Origin of the sequence: Phyllobacterium lublinensis, from assembly GCF_020164435.1 — a bacterium.
In the GTDB taxonomy this organism is placed as follows: domain Bacteria; phylum Pseudomonadota; class Alphaproteobacteria; order Rhizobiales; family Rhizobiaceae; genus Phyllobacterium; species Phyllobacterium lublinensis.
Map to the genome: position 1 here is coordinate 116,564 of NZ_JAIUDQ010000015.1, position 17,903 is coordinate 134,466.

13 protein-coding genes are annotated in these 17,903 nt (G+C 60.6%); 6 read left to right on the top strand and 7 right to left on the bottom strand.

Features of this window, described 5'->3' with window-relative positions:
* Window positions 1-167 precede the first annotated feature (167 nt).
* The 4 genes from K9U38_RS17620 to K9U38_RS17635 all read right to left on the bottom strand — a co-directional run bounded on the left by K9U38_RS17620 (window position 168) and on the right by K9U38_RS17635 (window position 2,517).
* The gene (locus K9U38_RS17620) at window positions 168-578 is read right to left on the bottom strand and encodes a nuclear transport factor 2 family protein (protein ID WP_224495657.1); all 411 of its coding nucleotides are present in this window, start codon (window positions 576-578) and stop codon (window positions 168-170) included.
* An 11-nt stretch (window positions 579-589) separates the two neighbouring features.
* Complete coding sequence (locus K9U38_RS17625; RefSeq protein ID WP_224495658.1) at window positions 590-1,258, bottom strand: carbonic anhydrase; 669 nt, start codon at window positions 1,256-1,258, stop codon at window positions 590-592.
* Window positions 1,259-1,358: 100 nt separating this feature from the next.
* On the bottom strand, window positions 1,359-2,240 hold the full coding sequence (gene pdxY / locus K9U38_RS17630) for a pyridoxal kinase PdxY (RefSeq protein ID WP_224495659.1): 882 nt from the start codon (window positions 2,238-2,240) through the stop codon (window positions 1,359-1,361).
* A gap of 28 nt (window positions 2,241-2,268) precedes the next feature.
* Complete coding sequence (locus K9U38_RS17635) at window positions 2,269-2,517, bottom strand: hypothetical protein (protein ID WP_224495660.1); 249 nt, start codon at window positions 2,515-2,517, stop codon at window positions 2,269-2,271.
* A 230-nt stretch (window positions 2,518-2,747) separates the two neighbouring features.
* Here K9U38_RS17635 and K9U38_RS17640 point away from each other — a divergent pair, with 230 nt between their 5' ends.
* The 5 genes from K9U38_RS17640 (at window position 2,748) to K9U38_RS17660 (ending at window position 11,296) form a co-directional block, all read left to right on the top strand.
* On the top strand, window positions 2,748-3,368 hold the full coding sequence (locus K9U38_RS17640) for a LemA family protein (protein ID WP_370631981.1): 621 nt from the start codon (window positions 2,748-2,750) through the stop codon (window positions 3,366-3,368).
* A 36-nt stretch (window positions 3,369-3,404) separates the two neighbouring features.
* Window positions 3,405-4,259 (top strand): TPM domain-containing protein, encoded by an 855-nt coding sequence (locus tag K9U38_RS17645; RefSeq protein ID WP_224495673.1) that lies wholly within the window; start codon window positions 3,405-3,407, stop codon window positions 4,257-4,259.
* A gap of 3 nt (window positions 4,260-4,262) precedes the next feature.
* Window positions 4,263-4,895 (top strand): TPM domain-containing protein, encoded by a 633-nt coding sequence (locus K9U38_RS17650; protein WP_224495662.1) that lies wholly within the window; start codon window positions 4,263-4,265, stop codon window positions 4,893-4,895.
* 107 nt (window positions 4,896-5,002) lie between these two features.
* Complete coding sequence (locus K9U38_RS17655; RefSeq protein ID WP_224495663.1) at window positions 5,003-9,802, top strand: NAD-glutamate dehydrogenase; 4,800 nt, start codon at window positions 5,003-5,005, stop codon at window positions 9,800-9,802.
* A gap of 168 nt (window positions 9,803-9,970) precedes the next feature.
* Entirely contained in the window at window positions 9,971-11,296 is a 1,326-nt protein-coding gene (locus K9U38_RS17660) for an MFS transporter (protein WP_224495674.1), read from the top strand.
* Window positions 11,297-11,448: 152 nt separating this feature from the next.
* Here the strand turns inward: K9U38_RS17660 and purH are convergent, their stop codons facing one another.
* The gene (gene purH / locus K9U38_RS17665) at window positions 11,449-13,065 is read right to left on the bottom strand and encodes a bifunctional phosphoribosylaminoimidazolecarboxamide formyltransferase/IMP cyclohydrolase (RefSeq protein ID WP_224495664.1); all 1,617 of its coding nucleotides are present in this window, start codon (window positions 13,063-13,065) and stop codon (window positions 11,449-11,451) included.
* Window positions 13,066-13,330: 265 nt separating this feature from the next.
* Between purH and K9U38_RS17670 the strand changes: the two genes are divergently transcribed.
* Window positions 13,331-14,557 carry an aminotransferase-like domain-containing protein gene (locus K9U38_RS17670; RefSeq protein ID WP_224495665.1) on the top strand — a complete coding sequence of 409 codons (1,227 nt, stop codon included), beginning with the start codon at window positions 13,331-13,333 and terminating at the stop codon, window positions 14,555-14,557.
* An 85-nt stretch (window positions 14,558-14,642) separates the two neighbouring features.
* Here K9U38_RS17670 and K9U38_RS17675 read toward each other — a convergent pair whose 3' ends face one another.
* Together K9U38_RS17675 and K9U38_RS17680 are read right to left on the bottom strand one after the other, a co-directional pair.
* Window positions 14,643-16,352: a heparinase II/III family protein gene (locus K9U38_RS17675; protein WP_224495666.1), complete on the bottom strand. Its 1,710-nt coding sequence runs from the start codon at window positions 16,350-16,352 to the stop codon at window positions 14,643-14,645.
* Window positions 16,353-16,414: 62 nt separating this feature from the next.
* Window positions 16,415-17,794: an RsmB/NOP family class I SAM-dependent RNA methyltransferase gene (locus K9U38_RS17680; protein ID WP_224495667.1), complete on the bottom strand. Its 1,380-nt coding sequence runs from the start codon at window positions 17,792-17,794 to the stop codon at window positions 16,415-16,417.
* Window positions 17,795-17,903: the final 109 nt, after the last annotated feature.

Consider the following 17,903-nt stretch of genomic DNA (forward strand, 5'->3'; position numbering starts at 1 on the left):
GTCTCAGGAGTGCCTGAGCCATTCAGTTGCCTGGATGATCGGCCGGCGGTTGTCCTGGTGTAATACTTGCAGAGGAGGATGGTGGAGCGCTGCGCCAGGCGTCTCATTTGTTTGGGCGCTGTGTCTCATGATCGTTCCGACAGCGATCAAATGCCGGTAAGAGAAAGCTAAAATCCCTCGCAGGCCTCGCCAACGGAACTCTGGGCGCTTTCAATGATCTTGCCACCCCTGAAGCTGAAAATCTCCCGGGTGTAAGTTGTGTTGGCTGGAAACTGATAACAGACGAAAACGGTGATCGTGTCGTTTCCAACACTGCTGATCCGATGCCGGATCGTGGCGCTGCCCACGGCATTCTTCCATTCGTCGAGGGAACCAAGGAACTCTTCCTTGGTCTGTATGGCATCGATATCCTCGAGAATGACCTTTGCATCATCGGCAAGGAGGTCATCGAACGTCGTCCGGTCTGCCTTGGCAAGACCTGCATACCAGCGGTCGACAAGCGCTTCAGGCGCGTCATCGGCAAGGGCAGGAACAATCAACGAGAGAATGACGGCGATCGTGACTATCAACCGCGTCATCCCCGGATCTCCTATTCGAGACTGGTAGCGCCGACCTCTTCCGGGTCAGGGCGAAGGAAGTCTCCGGTTTCCGGATCCATGATCCAGAGTTCACCGGTCGATATGTCGAACCATGCGCCGTGCAGGCTGAGGCGTCCCTTCTTTTCGAGAGCGTCCACACATGGGAAGCTGCGAAGATTCCTCAGCGAATAGCGGATGGAAATTCGCTCAAGGGCCGTCTGGCGTTCGAACGGAGTCATAAGGGCGTTGGCGGACACAGCCTCGGCAGCCGGTGCGACAAGACTCATCCATTTGCCGATGAAATCGCCCGGCGACAACGGTTCGCTGGACGGGTCAAGCGCAGCCTTTATGCCGCCACAGCGCCCGTGGCCAAGAACAACGATGTTCTTGACCTTCAGACTTTGCACGGCGAATTCCAATGCTGCCGATGTGGCGTGGTATTCGCCGTCAGGCGCGTAGGGCGGAACAAGGTTGGCGACATTGCGCACGACGAAGATTTCACCCGGCGCCGTATCGAAGATGATCTCCGGCGCCGAACGGGAATCGCAGCAGGCGACGACCAGGGTTTCCGGGGTCTGGCCCTTGTCGGCGAGTTCCCTGTAGCGCATCGTTTCGTTCGCATAGCGATGCGCCATGAAATTGCGATAACCGGTGAGGAGTTTCTCAGGAAGCAAGGTCATGGTCGTGCATTAATCCTGAATGGGGGGAAGATCAATTGGTCTTTTGGCTGACAGGCAAATCCGGTCAATGGTCCTTTGACTGAACCGGACTTCCATCGGATCAGGCCCTGACGCCCTTGCTCGGGTGGACGAGGCGGCGCATTTGCGTCATGGCCATGGGCGTCGAAAGACTTGATGCATCGGCCTCAAGCATCAATTCGTCCGCCCCGCGTTTGGCCGAACGGGCCATGATCTCGAATACCGACGCGGTGGTTCTTTGCAATGCCTGTTCGAGGTCTAGGCCGGCGAGCATGCGGGCGAGAAACAGTGCCGAGGTCAGATCACCAAGGCCATTGGTGGGCCCGGTAACGAGGCGGTGCTCGGCGAGCAGCGCCAGCGAATGGGTGACGAGGAGGTTGCCGGTGCTCCCGGCAATCATCGGGTGGGCGGAGGTGACGAGCATGGTCCCCGGTCCAGCATGCAGCGCCGCCTGCATGACGGCCTTGTTGTCGGCAAGGTCGGCTCCCGCCAGCCAGGCAAGTTCGAAACGGTTCGGCGTGGCGATGTCGGCGAACGGCATCAATTGATCGCGAATGGCGATGGCGGTCGCTTCGGGAACATAAAGACCCTTCTCGTCGCCGATCACCGGATCGCAGAGATAAAGCACATTCCTGTTGCGGGCCTTCACGGTCTTGACGAGACGGGCGACTGCGGCCGCTTGCGCTGCATTACCGAGATATCCGCTCATGATCCCGCTGACCTCGCCAAGCCAGGGCGCGCGCTCGAGATCTGCAATCAGTTCGTCAAACTGCTCCGGTTCCGGCACGATGCGCCTGGCCGGTCCATGACCCGGATGCCAGGGCAGTATCACGGTCGGTACGGCCCAGACCGGATGGCCAAGGGTTTCGAGCGCAAAGACTGCTGCCCGGTTGCCGACCGAACCGCGTACAACATGGCTCGATATGACGATGACGGCATTGGAAGAAACAGCAGGACCGGTCATTCACGGATACTCATGCAGGAGGAGAGCTTCAGAACACACCAAATATGGAACCAAGGAACCAGATAAACATGGCGATCACCACAAGCAATCCCAGGAGCCGGCCGATTCGCGTGCCCCAGACCTCGATGGGATCTGCTGCATCGGCATCCGCAGCGCCAAAATGCCCCCTGGCGCGCTCGACGGCGGACAGGCCGCCGCTCGCGGATTCGTGCTTGACCCTGTCCAGAATGCGCTCGGACTCGGTTTCGCGATCGCGGTTCTTGTCCTGTTCGGGCATGACGATTCCATGTGATTGCAAAGCATGTCACCATAGCGCTTTGCCAGTTCCTTTTGCAGAAAAAAATGTTTAGGTTCTAGAGGCTTCGCTCACTAGTGGAACGAATTTGACATTTGAAATCCAGTTTGCAGCAACGCTGACATCCGAAACAGGATTATGCAAAACGCAAGATTCGAATGCCAGAATCGGACCACGGGCCGTCCGGCCGTTGAATCTGAACTCGGGAGAGGATTCCGATGCACTATGTGACCAGCCTTCTGGCGCCACGCCGCGCTCTTTCCGTGCTTGCTCTCATGCTTCTCGTGCCGCTGCTCTCTGCCTGCGGATTCAATACGATTCCAACCAATGAAGAACGGGCAAAGGCAGCCTGGAGCGAAGTGCTGAACCAATACCAGCGCCGCGCCGACCTGATCCCGAACCTGGTGGAAACCGTCAAGGGCTATGCGGCCCAGGAAAAGGATGTGCTGACCTCCGTCGTCGAGGCGCGCGCCAAGGCAACATCGGTGCAGGTGACACCGGAAACGCTGACGGACCCCAATGCGATGAAGGTTTTCCAGGAGAACCAGGCACAGTTGACCGGCGCGCTCTCACGGTTGATGGCCGTGGTGGAAAACTATCCGGATCTCAAATCGAACCAGAATTTCCTCGCCCTGCAATCGCAACTGGAAGGCACGGAGAACCGTATCGCCGTATCCCGTCGCGATTATATCGAGGCCGTCCGGGTCTACAACACGTCGCTCAGGACCATGCCGACCATGATCTGGAAGTGGATATGGTTCACCGGAAACGAGCCCTACCAGACCTTCACCATCGACGACGCCGCCAAGCAGACGCCCCAGGTCAAATTCTAGGCGCTTGCGATGCCCGTTACGGGTCAAATCGCGGTCATGACTTGCCGCAAGCGAACGGCCGGATCGGTATCGGGCGGCTTGCTGCTGGTTGCCGTACTGGTGTTCGTCGCGCTGGCGGGTGCCTTCGCCGCCGAACTGCCCGCGCTCACCGGTCGCGTGGTCGACGCTGCCAATGTGATCGATCCGGGCACGCGTGCGCAGATCGAGCAGAAACTTGCGGCCTTCGAGGCAAAATCATCTGACCAGGTGGTCGTGGTGACGGTGCCGAGCCTCGACGGCGAGGAGATCGAACCCTATTCCAACCGGCTCTACCGCGCCTGGGCGCTCGGACAGAAACAGGAAAACAATGGGGTGCTGCTGGTCGTGGCCCCCAACGACCGCAAGGTGCGAATCGAGGTGGGCTATGGGCTCGAAGGCACGCTGACCGATCTTCTGTCGAAGCTCATCATCGAGAATGCCATCATCCCGGGGTTCCGCTCGGGTGACTATTCCGGGGGAGTCTCGCGCGGTGTCGACGGCATCCTGACCGTGCTGTCGGGCGACGCGGCCGAACTCGAGGCAAGAGCGAGGCGCAACCTTCAGGAACAATCCTCCGATGTCGACTGGTTCCTGGTGATATTCGTTACGATCTGGGTGCTGATCTTCTTCGGCGGATTTGCCGTTGCCGTGCTTGCACCGGTCTTCGGCCGCAAGATCGGTCCCGGCCAATATGAGTGGCTGGGCATGCATATCGACAACCGCCCGAGGCAGCGTTCCGGCCGTGGCGGATGGTCAGGCGGCGGCGGTGGCTGGTCGGGAGGCGGGGGCTGGTCCTCCGGTGGCGGAGGAGGAGGCGGCTTTTCCGGCGGGGGTGGATCGTCAGGTGGCGGCGGCGCATCGGGGAGCTGGTGAATCATGAAACTCATGAACGAAGCGGACCACAAGTGCATAGCCCAGGCGATCCGTGACGCGGAGAGCCGCACGAGCGGCGAAATTTATGCGGTGGTGGCGCGGCGCAGCGACAGCTACTTCTTCGTGGCAGGATTCACGGTCGCCTGCGGCATCCTGCTCGCTGCCGTCTTAGTCGCCGTTGCGGCCCACTGGTACTGGTATACGGTGCCGCTGCCGGTCTTCGGCCTAGCGATACTCGCTGCTTTCCTGACGGCTGTGCTGGCATTGTGGCTGTTGCCGGACATGACGCTGTGGCTTGTCCCGAAGCGCATCCTCTACCGGCGGGCCCACCTCAACGCCATCCAGCAGTTCCTTGCCCGCAACGTTCATCTCACCAGCGAACGCACCGGGATACTGCTGTTCGTCTCCCTGGCCGAACATTATGCCGAAGTTGTCGCCGATGCCGGCATCAATGCCAAGGTGCGGCAGGATGAATGGAACAACATAGTGGCGATCCTGACCGAACACGCGGACAGGGATGATTTGACGGCCGGCTTCCTCAAGGCGATCGAAAAAGCGGGTCTGCTGCTGGAAGAACATTTCCCGGCGCGCCCTGACGACGTCAATGAACTGGATGATCATCTGGTCGAATTGTAGTTTTATTGCGTGTCACATGATTTTCACGGCAACCATGCAGTTTGTGGTCGAAAATGCGTTCTGAATGGCTATGATCGGCCCATTAGTGAGCCGAGGGGGAATATTTTATGGCTTCCAAGAACAAAACAGACGTAAAAGCCGCAACGAAGTCAAAGCCGCCAAAAGCTGTCAGGGAGAAGAAAGCTGCACCGGGACTGTTCGAGGAACTGTTGTTTGCCCGGGCTCCGGAGGAAGATCTCGCCGATTACGATGCAGGCGCGCTAAGCACGTCTGCCGGGCTCGCCGAAGCTGCCCTTGCGCGCTTTTCCTCGGGCAAATCCGTCGTCGATGTCAGCGAGAACAACGTCGTCTACCGCGATGGCCGGCCCGTCACCGTCATCTCCCTCATCAATGACAACATGCCGTTCCTGCTCGATTCCGTCCTTGGCGAAATCAGCGAGAGAAGCAGCACCGTGCACCTGGTGCTGCATCCGGTCATGGATATCCGCCAGGACGGCAAGAAGAACATCGTGATTGGTGCCGCCGGCCCGGAGAAGCCGGGCAAGGACGTGGCGCGTGTCAGCGTGATGCAAATTCACGTGCCGGCGCTCGACGCGCAAACCCGCGAGATCATGACTGCCGCGCTCACGCTCGTGCTCAAGCATGTTCGCGAGTCGGTGAAGGACTGGAAGCCGATGCTGACACGGCTCAGCGACGCAATCGTGGCCTACAAGACCGGCAAGCTGCCGATGAAAAAGGCGGCAGCTGACGAAGCCGTGGCATTCCTCGAATGGTTGCGTGACGATAATTTCACCTTCCTCGGCGTGCGCGAATACGACTATCTGGGCAGTGAAGGCGGCGGAGAATTGGAGCGGTCCGGCAAGCGGGGTCTCGGTATCCTGGGCGACCCCGATGTGCGGGTGCTGAAGCGCGGCAGCCAGGGCGTTACCACGACGCCGCAGATCATCGCCTTTCTCATGGGGCCCGAGCCGCTGATCGTTACCAAGTCGAATACCAAGTCGCTGGTGCACCGCCGCGGCTACATGGACTATATCGGCGTCAAGACCTTTGACAGCGACGGCAAGGTCACTGGTGAGATTCGCTTCGTCGGCCTGTTCACCTCGGGCGCCTATACGCGCTCCGTGCTCAAGATTCCCTATCTGCGGTCAAAGACGGAAAGCGTCATCAACCGGCTCGGCTTCAACCGCGAGGATCATTCCGGCAAGGCGCTCCTCAATGTTCTCGAGAGCTATCCGCGCGATGACCTGTTCCAGATCGATGTGAAGACCCTGACCCGCTATGCCGAGGCGATCCTTGCCCTTGGCGAGCGTCCGCGCGTTCGCGTGCTGCCGCGCGTCGATCCGTTCGGCCGCTTCGCTTCGATCATCGTCTTCGTTCCGCGCGAGCGCTATGATTCCGTGGTGCGCGAGAAGATGGGATCCTATTTTGCCGCCGTCTATGAAGGACATGTTTCGGCGTATTATCCGGCATTTCCCGAAGGCAATCTTGCGCGCGTGCATTTCATCATCGGCCATGCGGAGGATGAGTTCCCCAAGGTCAAGCGGGAGACGCTGGAAGAAGCGGTCCGGGCCATTGTCCGTACCTGGGATGACGCAGTGGCTGAAGTGGGCGACCGGACGGGCCTGTCCGAGTTCACCGCCCTGGCCGCGGCCTTCCCGGATTCGTACCGCGAGAATTTCTCGGCCGACGAAGCGCTGGTCGATGCGAGCCGCATCGCCGGCCTTTCGCGAAGCAATCCGCTGTTTGTCGATTTCTACCGGCACCGCACCGATGGGCCGAATGCGGCATCTTTGAAGATCTATCATTACGGCTCGGCCGTTGCCCTGTCGCAGCGCGTTCCGCTCCTGGAGAACATGGGCTTCCGCGTCATCAGCGAGCAGACCTTTGCACTTCCTGCCGGCGACGGCAGCCCGCTTTACGTGCATGACATGGAGCTTGTCAGCGCATCAGGCGCGCCAATCGACCTTTCCGACAATGGCGACCTTTTCGAGAACGTCTTCCGCAACATCTGGAGCGGTTCGTCCGACAATGACGGATACAATGCCCTTGCGCTCACCGGGCAACTGACAGCGCGCCAGATCATCATCCTGCGTGCCTACGGCCGCTATCTGCAGCAGGCCGGTATCCCCTATTCGCAGGATTTCATCGCGGCGACGCTCAACCGCTATCCGCTCATTGCCAAGCGGTTGTTTGAACTGTTCGAGCAGGGGCTCAATCCTGCCAAGGCCAATTCTTCCCAGTCGCAGCGCAGGAAGACGGCCATCAAGGCAGCCATCGAGGAAGCCCTGCAGGCGGTCCCAAGTCTCGATGATGACCGTATCTTGCGCCGGTTCCTCAACCTGATCGAATCGACCTTGCGCACCAATGCCTTCGCGCCGGAGGACGATGGAAGCGAGCGTGTGACTCTGGCGTTCAAGCTCGACCCGCGCCTGCTCGACGACTTGCCGGAGCCGCGACCCTACCGGGAGATCTTTGTCTATGGACCGGAGGTCGAGGGTGTACACTTGCGCTTTGGCCCCGTTGCCCGTGGCGGCCTGCGCTGGTCGGACCGGGCCCAGGACTATCGCACCGAAGTGCTTGGTCTCGTCAAGGCGCAGCAGGTGAAGAATGCGGTCATCGTGCCGGTAGGCGCGAAAGGCGGGTTCTATCCAAAGCGGCTGCCAACGGGAGGCGATCGCAACGCCATCTTCGAGGCAGGCCGCGCGGCCTACATCACGTTCATTTCGACCCTGCTTTCGGTAACCGACAATCTGAATGGTGAAAAGGTCGTGCCGCCGGCAAACATTGTCCGGCTGGATGGCGACGATCCCTACTTTGTTGTTGCAGCCGACAAGGGTACGGCAACATTCTCCGATACGGCGAACGCGATCAGCCAGGCGCATGATTTCTGGTTGGACGATGCTTTCGCGTCCGGCGGTTCCGCCGGCTACGATCACAAGAAGATGGGTATCACCGCCCGTGGTGCCTGGGAGGCGGTCAAACGCCACTTCCGAGAGATTGGCACGGATATCCAGAAGACGCCGTTCACCGTGGTTGGCGTCGGTGACATGTCAGGCGACGTGTTCGGCAACGGCATGCTGCTGTCCCCGCAGACAAAGCTGATTGCCGCCTTCGACCACCGCGACATTTTCATCGATCCGGAACCGGATGTGAAAGCGAGCCTGAAGGAGCGCCAGCGACTGTTCAACCTGCCGCGGTCAAGCTGGCAGGATTACGACAAGACGAAGATTTCGGCGGGTGGCGGCGTGTTCTCGCGTTCGCAAAAGTCGATCACACTGTCGAAAGAGGCGGCCAAGGCTATCGGCCTTGCCAAAACGACGGCAACGCCATTCGAGATCATGACCGCAATCCTCAAGGCGCCCGTCGACCTCCTGTGGTTTGGCGGCATCGGAACCTATGTTCGCTCGACCCTGGAGAGCGACGCGGAGGTGGGCGATCGTGCCAATGATTCCATCCGCATCACCGGCAGCGATGTGCGGGCAAAGGTCATCGGTGAAGGCGCCAATCTCGGTGTTACACAAAAGGCGCGCATCGAGTTCGGGCTCCTTGGCGGCCGCTGCAACTCGGATGCCATCGACAATTCGGCCGGCGTCAACACGTCCGACGTCGAGGTCAATATCAAGATCGCGCTGTCGCAGGCCATGCGTACCGGCAAGCTGCAGCGCGCCAAGCGCGACACGATCCTTGAATCAATGACTGGCGAGGTCAGCGACCTCGTGCTGCGCAATAATTACCTGCAGACGCTGGCCCTGTCGCTGGCGCAGCGGCGCGGTCTTGCTGATCTTGCCTATCAGGCCCGCTTCATCAGCGATCTCGAAGCAAGGAAACTGCTCAACCGGAAAGTGGAAACGCTGCCCGATGACAAGGCGCTTGCGGAACGTCAGGTGGACGGGATTCCGCTGACCCGTGCCGAACTCGGTGTACTCTTGGCCTATGCCAAGATCGTGCTTTCGGACCAGCTGCTGGCGAGCAACCTGCCTGATGATCCCTATCTTGAACAGGAGCTGATGGATTATTTCCCCAGCCAGATGAAGGCCGGGTTCGGCGATGAAATTCGCTCGCACCGACTGCGCCGGGAAATCATTGCCACACAGCTCGCCAATGACGTGATCAACAGGGGTGGGCCCACTTTCGTTAGCCGCCTTGCTGATCTTACCGGACAATCAGGACCGGACATTGTGCGCGCCTATGTCATCGTCCGCGATGGCTTCGAACTCGACGGGCTGTTTGCCGGGATCGATGCGCTCGACAATGCCATTCCGGGAGACACCCAGAACGGCTTCTACGCCAAGGTTGCGCAGATGCTGAACTGGACGACGGCCTGGGTGCTGCGCAACGGGACCAGCGCAGTCGGCCTCGGGGCGGCGATTGAAGAGATCCGGCAGGCGCGCAGCGCGCTCCAGCCACGCCTGGAAAAGCTGCTGCCAATATCGATGACGGGCCTTATTCGCGAGGATACCGCCAGCAATGCTGCCCTTGGCGCCTCGCCGGCGCTTGCGGCCCAACTGGCAAGGCTTGAAATCGCGCCGATCATTCCGGACATCGCCGCTGTCGCGCAGCAGGCGAATATCGACATTGCCAGCGCCGGCAAGGCATACTTCGACATCTCCGAGGCCTTCCGCATCGGGCGTATCGAGGATGCTGCCCGCGGTGTTTCGGTGGCCGACTATTATGATGGCCTGGCGCTGGCGCGTGCCACGGACCTGATTGGCCAGGCACGGCGCGGAATTGCCGTGGCAGCCTTGAGCAAATATGGAAAGCAGAACGATCCGGCGAAGGATTGGCTGCAGAGTCGCGGGGCGCGGGTCGACGAGGTGCGCCAGCGGATGGCCAACATCGTGGAGACCGGTGATCTGACTGTTTCACGTCTCGCGGTCGCTGCCGGGTTGCTGTCGGATCTGTCTTAGGCTGGTGCGTATAGTCATACCCCCCTCTTTACTGCCGGACATCTCCCCCACAAGGGGAGAGGTCGACCCTCGACAATGCTACTGCAACGCAGGGGGGGTGTTGTGATCGGCTCTCCGGTGTCTAACGAACCAGCGCTCCCAGCCCCAAAAGCTGGCATCTGGGGCTGGATGCTCTTCGACTGGGCGGCGCAGCCATTCTTCACGGTTGTCACAACCTTCATCTTCGGGCCGTATTTCGTTTCGCGCCTGGCAAGCGATCCGGCCGTCGGCCAGGCAGCATGGGGTTATGGCATCGCCATATCCGGCCTGTTTATCGCTGTGCTCTCGCCGGTTCTTGGATCGATCGCCGATCAGACGGGACGGCGGAAGCCGTGGATCGGTTTCTTCGCGATCATCAAGATCCTGTCGCTGGTCATGCTCTGGTTTGCCGCACCCGGTTCGGGCCTGCCATGGCCGCTTGTGTTTTTCTCGCTGGCATCGGTTGCGGCGGAATTCTCCATCGTCTTCAACGATTCGATGATGCCGCGCCTGGTTGCGCCAAAGGATATCGGGCGGATATCGAACGTGGCATGGGGTCTGGGCTACCTTGGCGGCATGATCGTGCTGATCTTCGTCGTTGCCTTCATGGCCGGTTCGCCCGAGACTGGCAAGACTATGCTGGGTCTCGCCCCGATCTTCGGGCTCGACCCTGCGCTCGGCGAAGGCGACCGTGCCACGGGACCACTTTCGGCCCTGTGGTATCTCGTCTTCATCCTGCCAATGTTCCTATTCACACCGGACACCACGAGAGGACTCCCGGTGGGCCGGGCGGTGCGGACCGGACTCAGTGAGCTGAAGTCAACCCTGAGCGAGGTGCGGCAACGTCCCGGGATTTTCCGGTTCCTTGTCGGCCGCATGGTCTATCAGGACGGCGTCAATGCGCTGATCGCACTGGGCGGTGCCTTTGCGGCGACCATGTTTGGCTGGGCGACGGCAGAAATCGGGACGTTCGGCATCATCCTCAATGTCGTCGCCATCTTTGGCTGTCTTGCTGCAAGCAGGCTCGACACGATGATTGGTTCGAAGGCCGTCGTCGTGACCTGCCTGCTACTGCTGACGATCGCGACTGTCGGCATTGTCTCGACTGGTCCCGGTTTCACACTGTTCGGGCTTGTGCAATTGCCGGGCGCCGACAGCGGCGGATTGTTCGGAACACCGGCGGAGAAGGCCTATGTCGGCTTCGGCCTCCTCATCGGCATTGCCTTTGGGCCGGTGCAGGCGTCATCCCGTTCCTATATGGCCCGCAGCATTGCACCCGAAAAGGCCGGGCGGTACTTCGGCATCTATGCGCTGTCAGGCAGGGCGACAAGCTTTCTGGCACCCTTCCTGGTGGCGACTGTCACCGCCTTAAGCGGATCGCCGCGGCTTGGCATGGCGATGATCATCCTGTTCCTGCTGGCCGGACTGGCGATCCTCTGGAGGACGCCTTATCCGGCTGCGAGGATTCATGGCTGATAAGTCGGCTCTTTGCCCTCCCCCTTGTGGGGAGGTGGCTGCGAAGCAGCCGGGAGAAGATTTTACGCCATGAAAGAGATACCCCTCCCCGTCGCTTCGTTCCGTCCCTCCCGACAAGGGGGAGGGTAAGCAGCGGGCAATCTCAAACGTAATTAATGCCTGAAATGGCGCATGCCGGTGAAGACCATGGCGATGCCGTGTTCGTCGGCAGCGGCAATCACCTCGTCATCCCGCATCGAGCCGCCCGGCTGGATCACGGCGGTGGCACCCGCAGCGACGGCGGACAACAGGCCGTCAGCGAACGGGAAGAATGCGTCGGAGGCGACGACAGAGCCCTTGGTGAGGGGTATCGCGTTGCCTGCTGCCTCGGCGGCATCCTCGGCCTTGCGGGCCGCGATGCGGGCACTGTCGACGCGGCTCATCTGCCCGGCACCGATGCCGACAGCCGCGCCATCCTTGACGTAGACGATCGCGTTGGACTTGACATGCTTGGCGATACGGAAGGCGAGCTTGAGATCGGACATCTCCGCTTCCGTGGGCGCGCGCTTGGTGACAACCTTGAGCTCCAGATCATCGACCACGCCACTATCGCGCGACTGGACGAGGATGCCGCCAGCGACGGTCTTGGCGCTGATTCCGGAGGCACGCGGATCGGGCAGTCCGCCCGTTACGAGCAGACGCAGGTTCTTCTTTGCGGCAACAATTGCCTGGGCTTCCGGCGTTGCGTCGGGCGCGATGATGACTTCTGTGAATATCTTGACGATTTCCTCGGCTGCGTCTGCATCGAGCGTGCCGTTGAGCGCGACAATGCCGCCGAAAGCGGAGACCGGGTCGCAGGCAAAGGCCTTGAGATAGGCTTCCTTCAACGTCCGGCCTTCGGCGACGCCACAAGGATTGGCATGCTTGATGATGGCAACGGCGGCAGTGCGGGCCGGGTCGAATTCGGCAACGAGCTCGAAGGCGGCGTCGGTGTCGTTGATATTGTTGTAGGAGAGCTGCTTGCCCTGCAGCTGCGTAGCGGTGGCAACGCCGGGACGCTTCTCGCCGGTGAGATAGAAGCCTGCAGACTGGTGCGGGTTCTCGCCATAGCGCATGACGGAGTGCAGATGGCCGCCTATGGCACGGCGCGAGGGTGTCTCGGTCATCAGTGCCTCGGTAAACCAGCCGGAAATAGCCGCATCATAGGTTGCGGTCCGGGCATAGGCCTTGGCAGCAAGGTTCTGGCGGAAGGAATAGGGCAGTGAGCCGTCGTGCTTGTCGAGCATGGCGATGACCATGTCGTAATCACCGGTATCGGTGACGACACCGACATAGGCGTGGTTCTTTGCAGCCGCGCGGATCATGGCCGGACCGCCAATGTCGATGTTCTCGACGATATTCGCATAGTCGGCACCCGAATGGCGGACCTCTTCGAAGGGATAAAGGTTGATCACGACCAGATCGATGGCGCCGATCCCGTGCGTCTCCATCGCCGCAGTGTGTTCGGGGTCGTCGCGCACGGCGAGCAGGCCGCCATGCACCTTGGGATGCAGGGTCTTGACGCGGCCGTCCATGATCTCAGGAAAGCCCGTGATGTCGGAGACGTCGCGTACCGGGATGCCTTCGGCGGCGATCGCCTTGGACGTACCACCCGTGGAGAGGATCTCGATGCCGTGCCGGTGCAGTGCATGGGCAAGGGCGATCAGGCCGGTCTTGTCGGAGACGGAAAGGAGCGCCCGCTTGACCGGATGAAGGTTGGGAGCTGGAAATGATTTTGCGGCGACGGCCATGGGAGTTCGTCCTCAGCAGTATGGAAGGTTGAGCGGATTTTGCCAGCCGGTTAGCATAGGCGGCCGAGGAATCCTACTTCCGATCGCGCTTTTGCGCGCCAATTGCTGTTTTTCTGCACCGAACATCGGAGAAATTAGGTCAGATACATTGACATATTATTGGGCGCGCGTTCATATCGCTCCGGCTTGCACGGCGTTCGAGAGGAACTTCCGAACGGGAGGCGTCCAAGCAAATTCTGGACTGAAACGATCGGATGAGTGCAAAATGAGCAACTGGGAAGCCAGATACGCAACGCGTGCAAACCGGATGCGCGCTTCCGAAATTCGCGAGCTCCTGAAGCTGCTCGACCAGCCGGACATCATTTCCTTTGCAGGCGGTATTCCCGATCCGGCACTTTTCCCAACTGAAGCCTTTCGCAAGGCCTATGAACGCGCGCTCTCGGACAGTCATGCGAGTGCCGCGCTGCAGTACTCGGTCAGCGAAGGATATGCGCCGCTGAGGGAGTGGATTACTGCAAATCTCGCCGAAGCCGGTATTGCCTGCGGCATCGACAACATTGTCATCACCTCGGGTTCTCAGCAGGCGCTGGATTATCTGGGCAAGCTTTTCCTGTCGCCGTCCGATACGGCACTGGTGACGAGCCCGACCTATCTCGGCGCCTTGCAGGCGTTCAACGCCTACGAGCCGCATTATGACCGCTTGCTGCCCGATCAGGGCAACATGACGCCTGCAGCCTACCGCGATGCGGCGGCAAAGGTGGGCGGTCTTCCGAAGTTCGTTTACGTCAATCCGGATTTCTCCAACCCGGCGGGCGAGACGCTCGATCGCGCCGCGCGCGAAAAACTGCTCGATCTTGCCGATGAGCTGAACATTCCGGTTATCGAGGACGGGGCTTACCAGGCACTTCGCTACGATGGCGAACCAGTACCGCCGATCCTTGCTCTCGATATCGCGCGCAAAGGCGATATTGACGAGACGCGAACCATCTATTGCGGAACGTTTTCTAAGACGCTGTCGCCGGGCCTCCGGCTGGGCTGGGTCTGCGCCGCGAAGCCTGTCATCCGCAAGCTGGTCCTGATGAAGCAGGCGGCCGACCTGCACAGCCCGACCATCAACCAGATGGCAATGTATCATGCCGCCGTCGATATCTATGACAGGCAGATCGAACTTCTTCGCAAGACCTACGGCCGGCGCCGCGACAATGTGCTTCATGCGCTGAAGAAATACATGCCTGAAGGCGTCAGCTGGACCAAGCCGGAAGGTGGGATGTTCATCTGGGTCACCTTGCCGGAAGGCATCGACGGCGCAACGCTGCTTGCCCGTGCGATCGAAACGGAACGTGTGGCCTTCGTGCCAGGGCAAGCCTTCCATGCCGATGGCAGCGGGACCAATACAATCAGGCTCAGCTTTTCGCTTGCCAGCGAGGAGATGGCGGATACGGGCATCGCACGTCTAGGCCGGCTGCTGCGCAAGGTCATGGCGGAAGCATAGAGGGTGGCTGTCCACGAACTGCCCCATGGCTTTGCCAATCGCTACTCCTGACGGAAAGCCGCGGCACACTTTGCCTGGAGTTGCTTTAACCGTATACGCCGAGCGTCGTCCTGGTGAACTGCCACTCGACCTCGGATCGCTGCGAGGCGTTGAGCGAAAGTGTGATCTGCCGCGTCTTGACCGGTCCGCGGAAGCCGGCGAAGAACAGTGAATCCTCGATGAAGGGCTGGACGGTTGCCGAGAACATCCAGATATCGTCATTCTCCACCTGAAGGATGATCAGGCCGTTATCGTCGACGGTAATGGCCACGGAGGGATGCAGGTGGAAACGGATGACCACATCCTCCGCTCCGGTGTCGCGTAGCGGATTGCGCCCCGCAGCAAAGAAGCTGTCAATGCCTTCTATGACGCTGCCATTGTGCGAAAGGACGATCTGTCTTTCGTGATAGATGCCAAACGGGCGAACATAGCCATTGTGGTTGGCGACGAAACCGATCACCCCTTCACGTTCGATCCGTTCGATATTGACCTTGGTCGGGCCGGCAATGATCGGCGTTCCGATCATGTTTGAAAGTCCCGACGTATTGCTGAAGCGGCAGGACGAAGTATCGTTGATCGTTGCGGTCGAGTGGGCGGCCGTGGAGCGCGCCAGCGGACGGAACTCCGGCGGGCCGTAGCGATCAACGCCGGCATTCACGATATAGCGATTGCGTCCCGATGACATTTCGAAGGAGAGACAGCCCGCATGGGCATCGCGTGATGCAGTGACCGGCGGCGCAAGGCCAGTATCGGCGATGATGGTCGTCGAATCCATCGAAAGCCGCTCATAACCGGAATGGGCAGCATGGATGAGCGGCAGGCCGCCAATATCGTCATGGCGCAGGACGGCAATCACCCTTTCGGGCATGGTGGCGCCAACGCCATTGAAGAGTGCAAGGCTGCCGTCGTGATGCCGGAAGAACCGCAGGGCCGGCAACATGCGCTCGATGGCTTCGATCAGTGCCTTGGGAGGCGCTTCCTGGCCGCTTGCGTAGGTCTGCCGCAAGGGCAAAAGGTCGGCCAGCAACTCGAGTACGGTCAGTGGATTGCGCGAGATGTGGCCGCCATCCGGCAGGATCTGCCTGACAAGTTCGAACTCCAGATTGCGGCGGGCCGAGCGGCTCGTACTCGAGGCCACCGGCAAGGCCAATGCCGCCAGCGCGAGGGCGATGCGGGCACGCAGTTTTTCCTCGCCGTCATCCATGACGGCAGCCATCGTGCGCAGATATCGCACCTGCATGGCGAGTGAACGCATGAACTGGCGGTAGGCCCGCAGGTCGGCGCCGGCAAGGATCAGGCTCGAATGCTGCAGCCAGGCAATAATGCGCTGTGCCGTGATTTCCGGCGCCCATGCGGGGCCGCCAATCGACCGGCCATGGGTGGTAATCCAGTCGCCGAGCAGGGCCCGCGCATTGGCGGTGGCGAGCTCTGTTCCCGCAGCGCGCAAGTTACGCAACCAGCCAAAATTGTGCAGGGCTGCCTGCCAGGCCGCATTGGGCGGTTCAACGAGAAAGGGCGAGCGTCCGCCGGTCTCGACGACCCTGCCGGCAAGCGCAAAGCGGCCATGATAAAACTCTTCGGCGATCTGAGGATCGGCCGGGCGGAGGTCTTGGGGTGCGATGAGTACACGTTCAGGCGTAAAACCGGTGAAACGCCAGCGATAGAGCGGGCCCATGCGCACGCGCCTGCGGAAGCGGCGCCACAGTTGCGCCGTTGCAAGTCCCCACAATTGCGGTGTTTCGCTCAGCGCGACCATGTTGTTATTGCTTCGAATCGTCGTCGACAAAGACGAATTATGGAATCAAAACCGTTAAAATTTTAGTATTTCCGTCTGAAGCGCGCAGCAAAGAAACCATCCATGCCGGAAAGCGCGGGATTTTCATGCGGAAGGTCGGCCGGAGTCGAACGAACGAATCCCTCCCCAGTGATGAGCTCCGCAAGACCGCCAACCTCATCCTTGGTGACCGGAACCAGTTCGATCGCAGGGTTCTTGGCCAGAAGATCGTCCGCCACTTTTTCACCCTCGAGCGGATCGAGCGAGCAATTGGAAAAGACAACAATCCCGCCGGGCCGCACGATCGTGACCGCGTGGTCGAGAAGTTTTGCCTGCAGCTGCGCCAACTTCTGGATGTCTTGTGGCGTTTTCGTCCACGGTACGTCGGGGTGGCGGCGCACCGTGCCGGTCGATGAACAGGGCGCATCGAGGAGAATCGCGTCAAAGAGTTCGGCTGGCTGGTATGCCGAGAGATTGGCCTCTACCGTATCGGCCGATAGTTTGAGGCGCTCCAGATTTGAACGAAGGCGTTTCAGCCGGTTGGCGGAAAGGTCAAGCGCTGTGACGTGGGCACCTGCGAGCGCAAGCTGGGCGGTTTTGCCGCCTGGCGCGGCGCAAAGGTCGGCAACCCGCTTGCCGCTGATGTCGACGAAAAGCTTGGCGGGAAGGCTGGCTGCCACGTCCTGCACCCACCATTCGCCCTCCGCGAAACCAGGAAGCGCAGTGAGCGCGCCATCGACACTGGCCAGACGGACGGAGCCAGTCGGCAACGCCATGCCGCCAAGCTTCAGCGCCCATGCCTGCGCATCACCCTTCACGGTCAGGTCGATCGGTGGCTCCTTGCTCTGAATGGCGAGGATGGCGCGGGTCTTTTCCTTGCCATAGGCAGCGATGAGACTTTCTTCAAACCATCCAGGAACATTGCTGGATGCAGCTGCCAGTTGCTCCTTCTCGCGCGACAGCCGGCGCAGGACTGCATTGACCATCGATGCAAACCGGCGATTGCGCGGATCATTGTTCGCCGCTGTAACCGCCAGATCGACGGCGGCGCGATCGGGCACATCGAGGTAGAGGATTTGTGCCGCCGCAACCGCCAGGAGGTGGCGTAGCGCAACGGCATTCTCGGGCAGGGGCCGGTCGATCATCTGCGCGATGGCGGCTTCGATCGTGCCGCGATTGCGCAGGGCAGCACCAAGTATGGCCCGGACGAGGGATCGGTCCCGCTCGTCAAGCGCCATATATTGCGGATGGCCGCCGGTATTGTCCGTCAATCCATCGAGCGACGTGTGTTTCTCGATGACCGCACCGAGGAGGCGCGTCGCGCATTGCCGCGCGGCAAGGCCGGGACGGTCTTCCGCATCGATGTAATCTGCCGGTTTCGGTCTCTTGCCAAATGCCCGTTTGCTGCCCTGTACCGCGCTCATGCCTTTATCTGTACTCATGCCCAGGGGCCTTTACGGCTGGCGCCGTCGCGGCCCCAGGGATTGGGCCGGTCGTCACGCGGCTCCTCATCCTCGATCTGTGATTGGGGGG

Excerpts from the sequence above, each read along its gene's own strand:
- K9U38_RS17670 (WP_224495665.1), top strand. The coding sequence starts at position 13,331 with ATGAGCAACTGGGAAGCCAGATACGCAACGCGTGCAAACCGGATGCGC.
- K9U38_RS17660 (WP_224495674.1), top strand. The coding sequence starts at position 9,971 with ATGCTCTTCGACTGGGCGGCGCAGCCATTCTTCACGGTTGTCACAACC.
- K9U38_RS17635 (WP_224495660.1), bottom strand. The coding sequence starts at position 2,517 with ATGCCCGAACAGGACAAGAACCGCGATCGCGAAACCGAGTCCGAGCGC.
- K9U38_RS17625 (WP_224495658.1), bottom strand. The coding sequence starts at position 1,258 with ATGACCTTGCTTCCTGAGAAACTCCTCACCGGTTATCGCAATTTCATG.
- K9U38_RS17650 (WP_224495662.1), top strand. The coding sequence starts at position 4,263 with ATGAAACTCATGAACGAAGCGGACCACAAGTGCATAGCCCAGGCGATC.
- K9U38_RS17620 (WP_224495657.1), bottom strand. The coding sequence starts at position 578 with ATGACGCGGTTGATAGTCACGATCGCCGTCATTCTCTCGTTGATTGTT.
- purH (WP_224495664.1), bottom strand. The coding sequence starts at position 13,065 with ATGGCCGTCGCCGCAAAATCATTTCCAGCTCCCAACCTTCATCCGGTC.
- K9U38_RS17680 (WP_224495667.1), bottom strand. The coding sequence starts at position 17,794 with ATGAGCGCGGTACAGGGCAGCAAACGGGCATTTGGCAAGAGACCGAAA.
- pdxY (WP_224495659.1), bottom strand. The coding sequence starts at position 2,240 with ATGACCGGTCCTGCTGTTTCTTCCAATGCCGTCATCGTCATATCGAGC.
- K9U38_RS17645 (WP_224495673.1), top strand. The coding sequence starts at position 3,405 with ATGACTTGCCGCAAGCGAACGGCCGGATCGGTATCGGGCGGCTTGCTG.
- K9U38_RS17655 (WP_224495663.1), top strand. The coding sequence starts at position 5,003 with ATGGCTTCCAAGAACAAAACAGACGTAAAAGCCGCAACGAAGTCAAAG.
- K9U38_RS17675 (WP_224495666.1), bottom strand. The coding sequence starts at position 16,352 with ATGGTCGCGCTGAGCGAAACACCGCAATTGTGGGGACTTGCAACGGCG.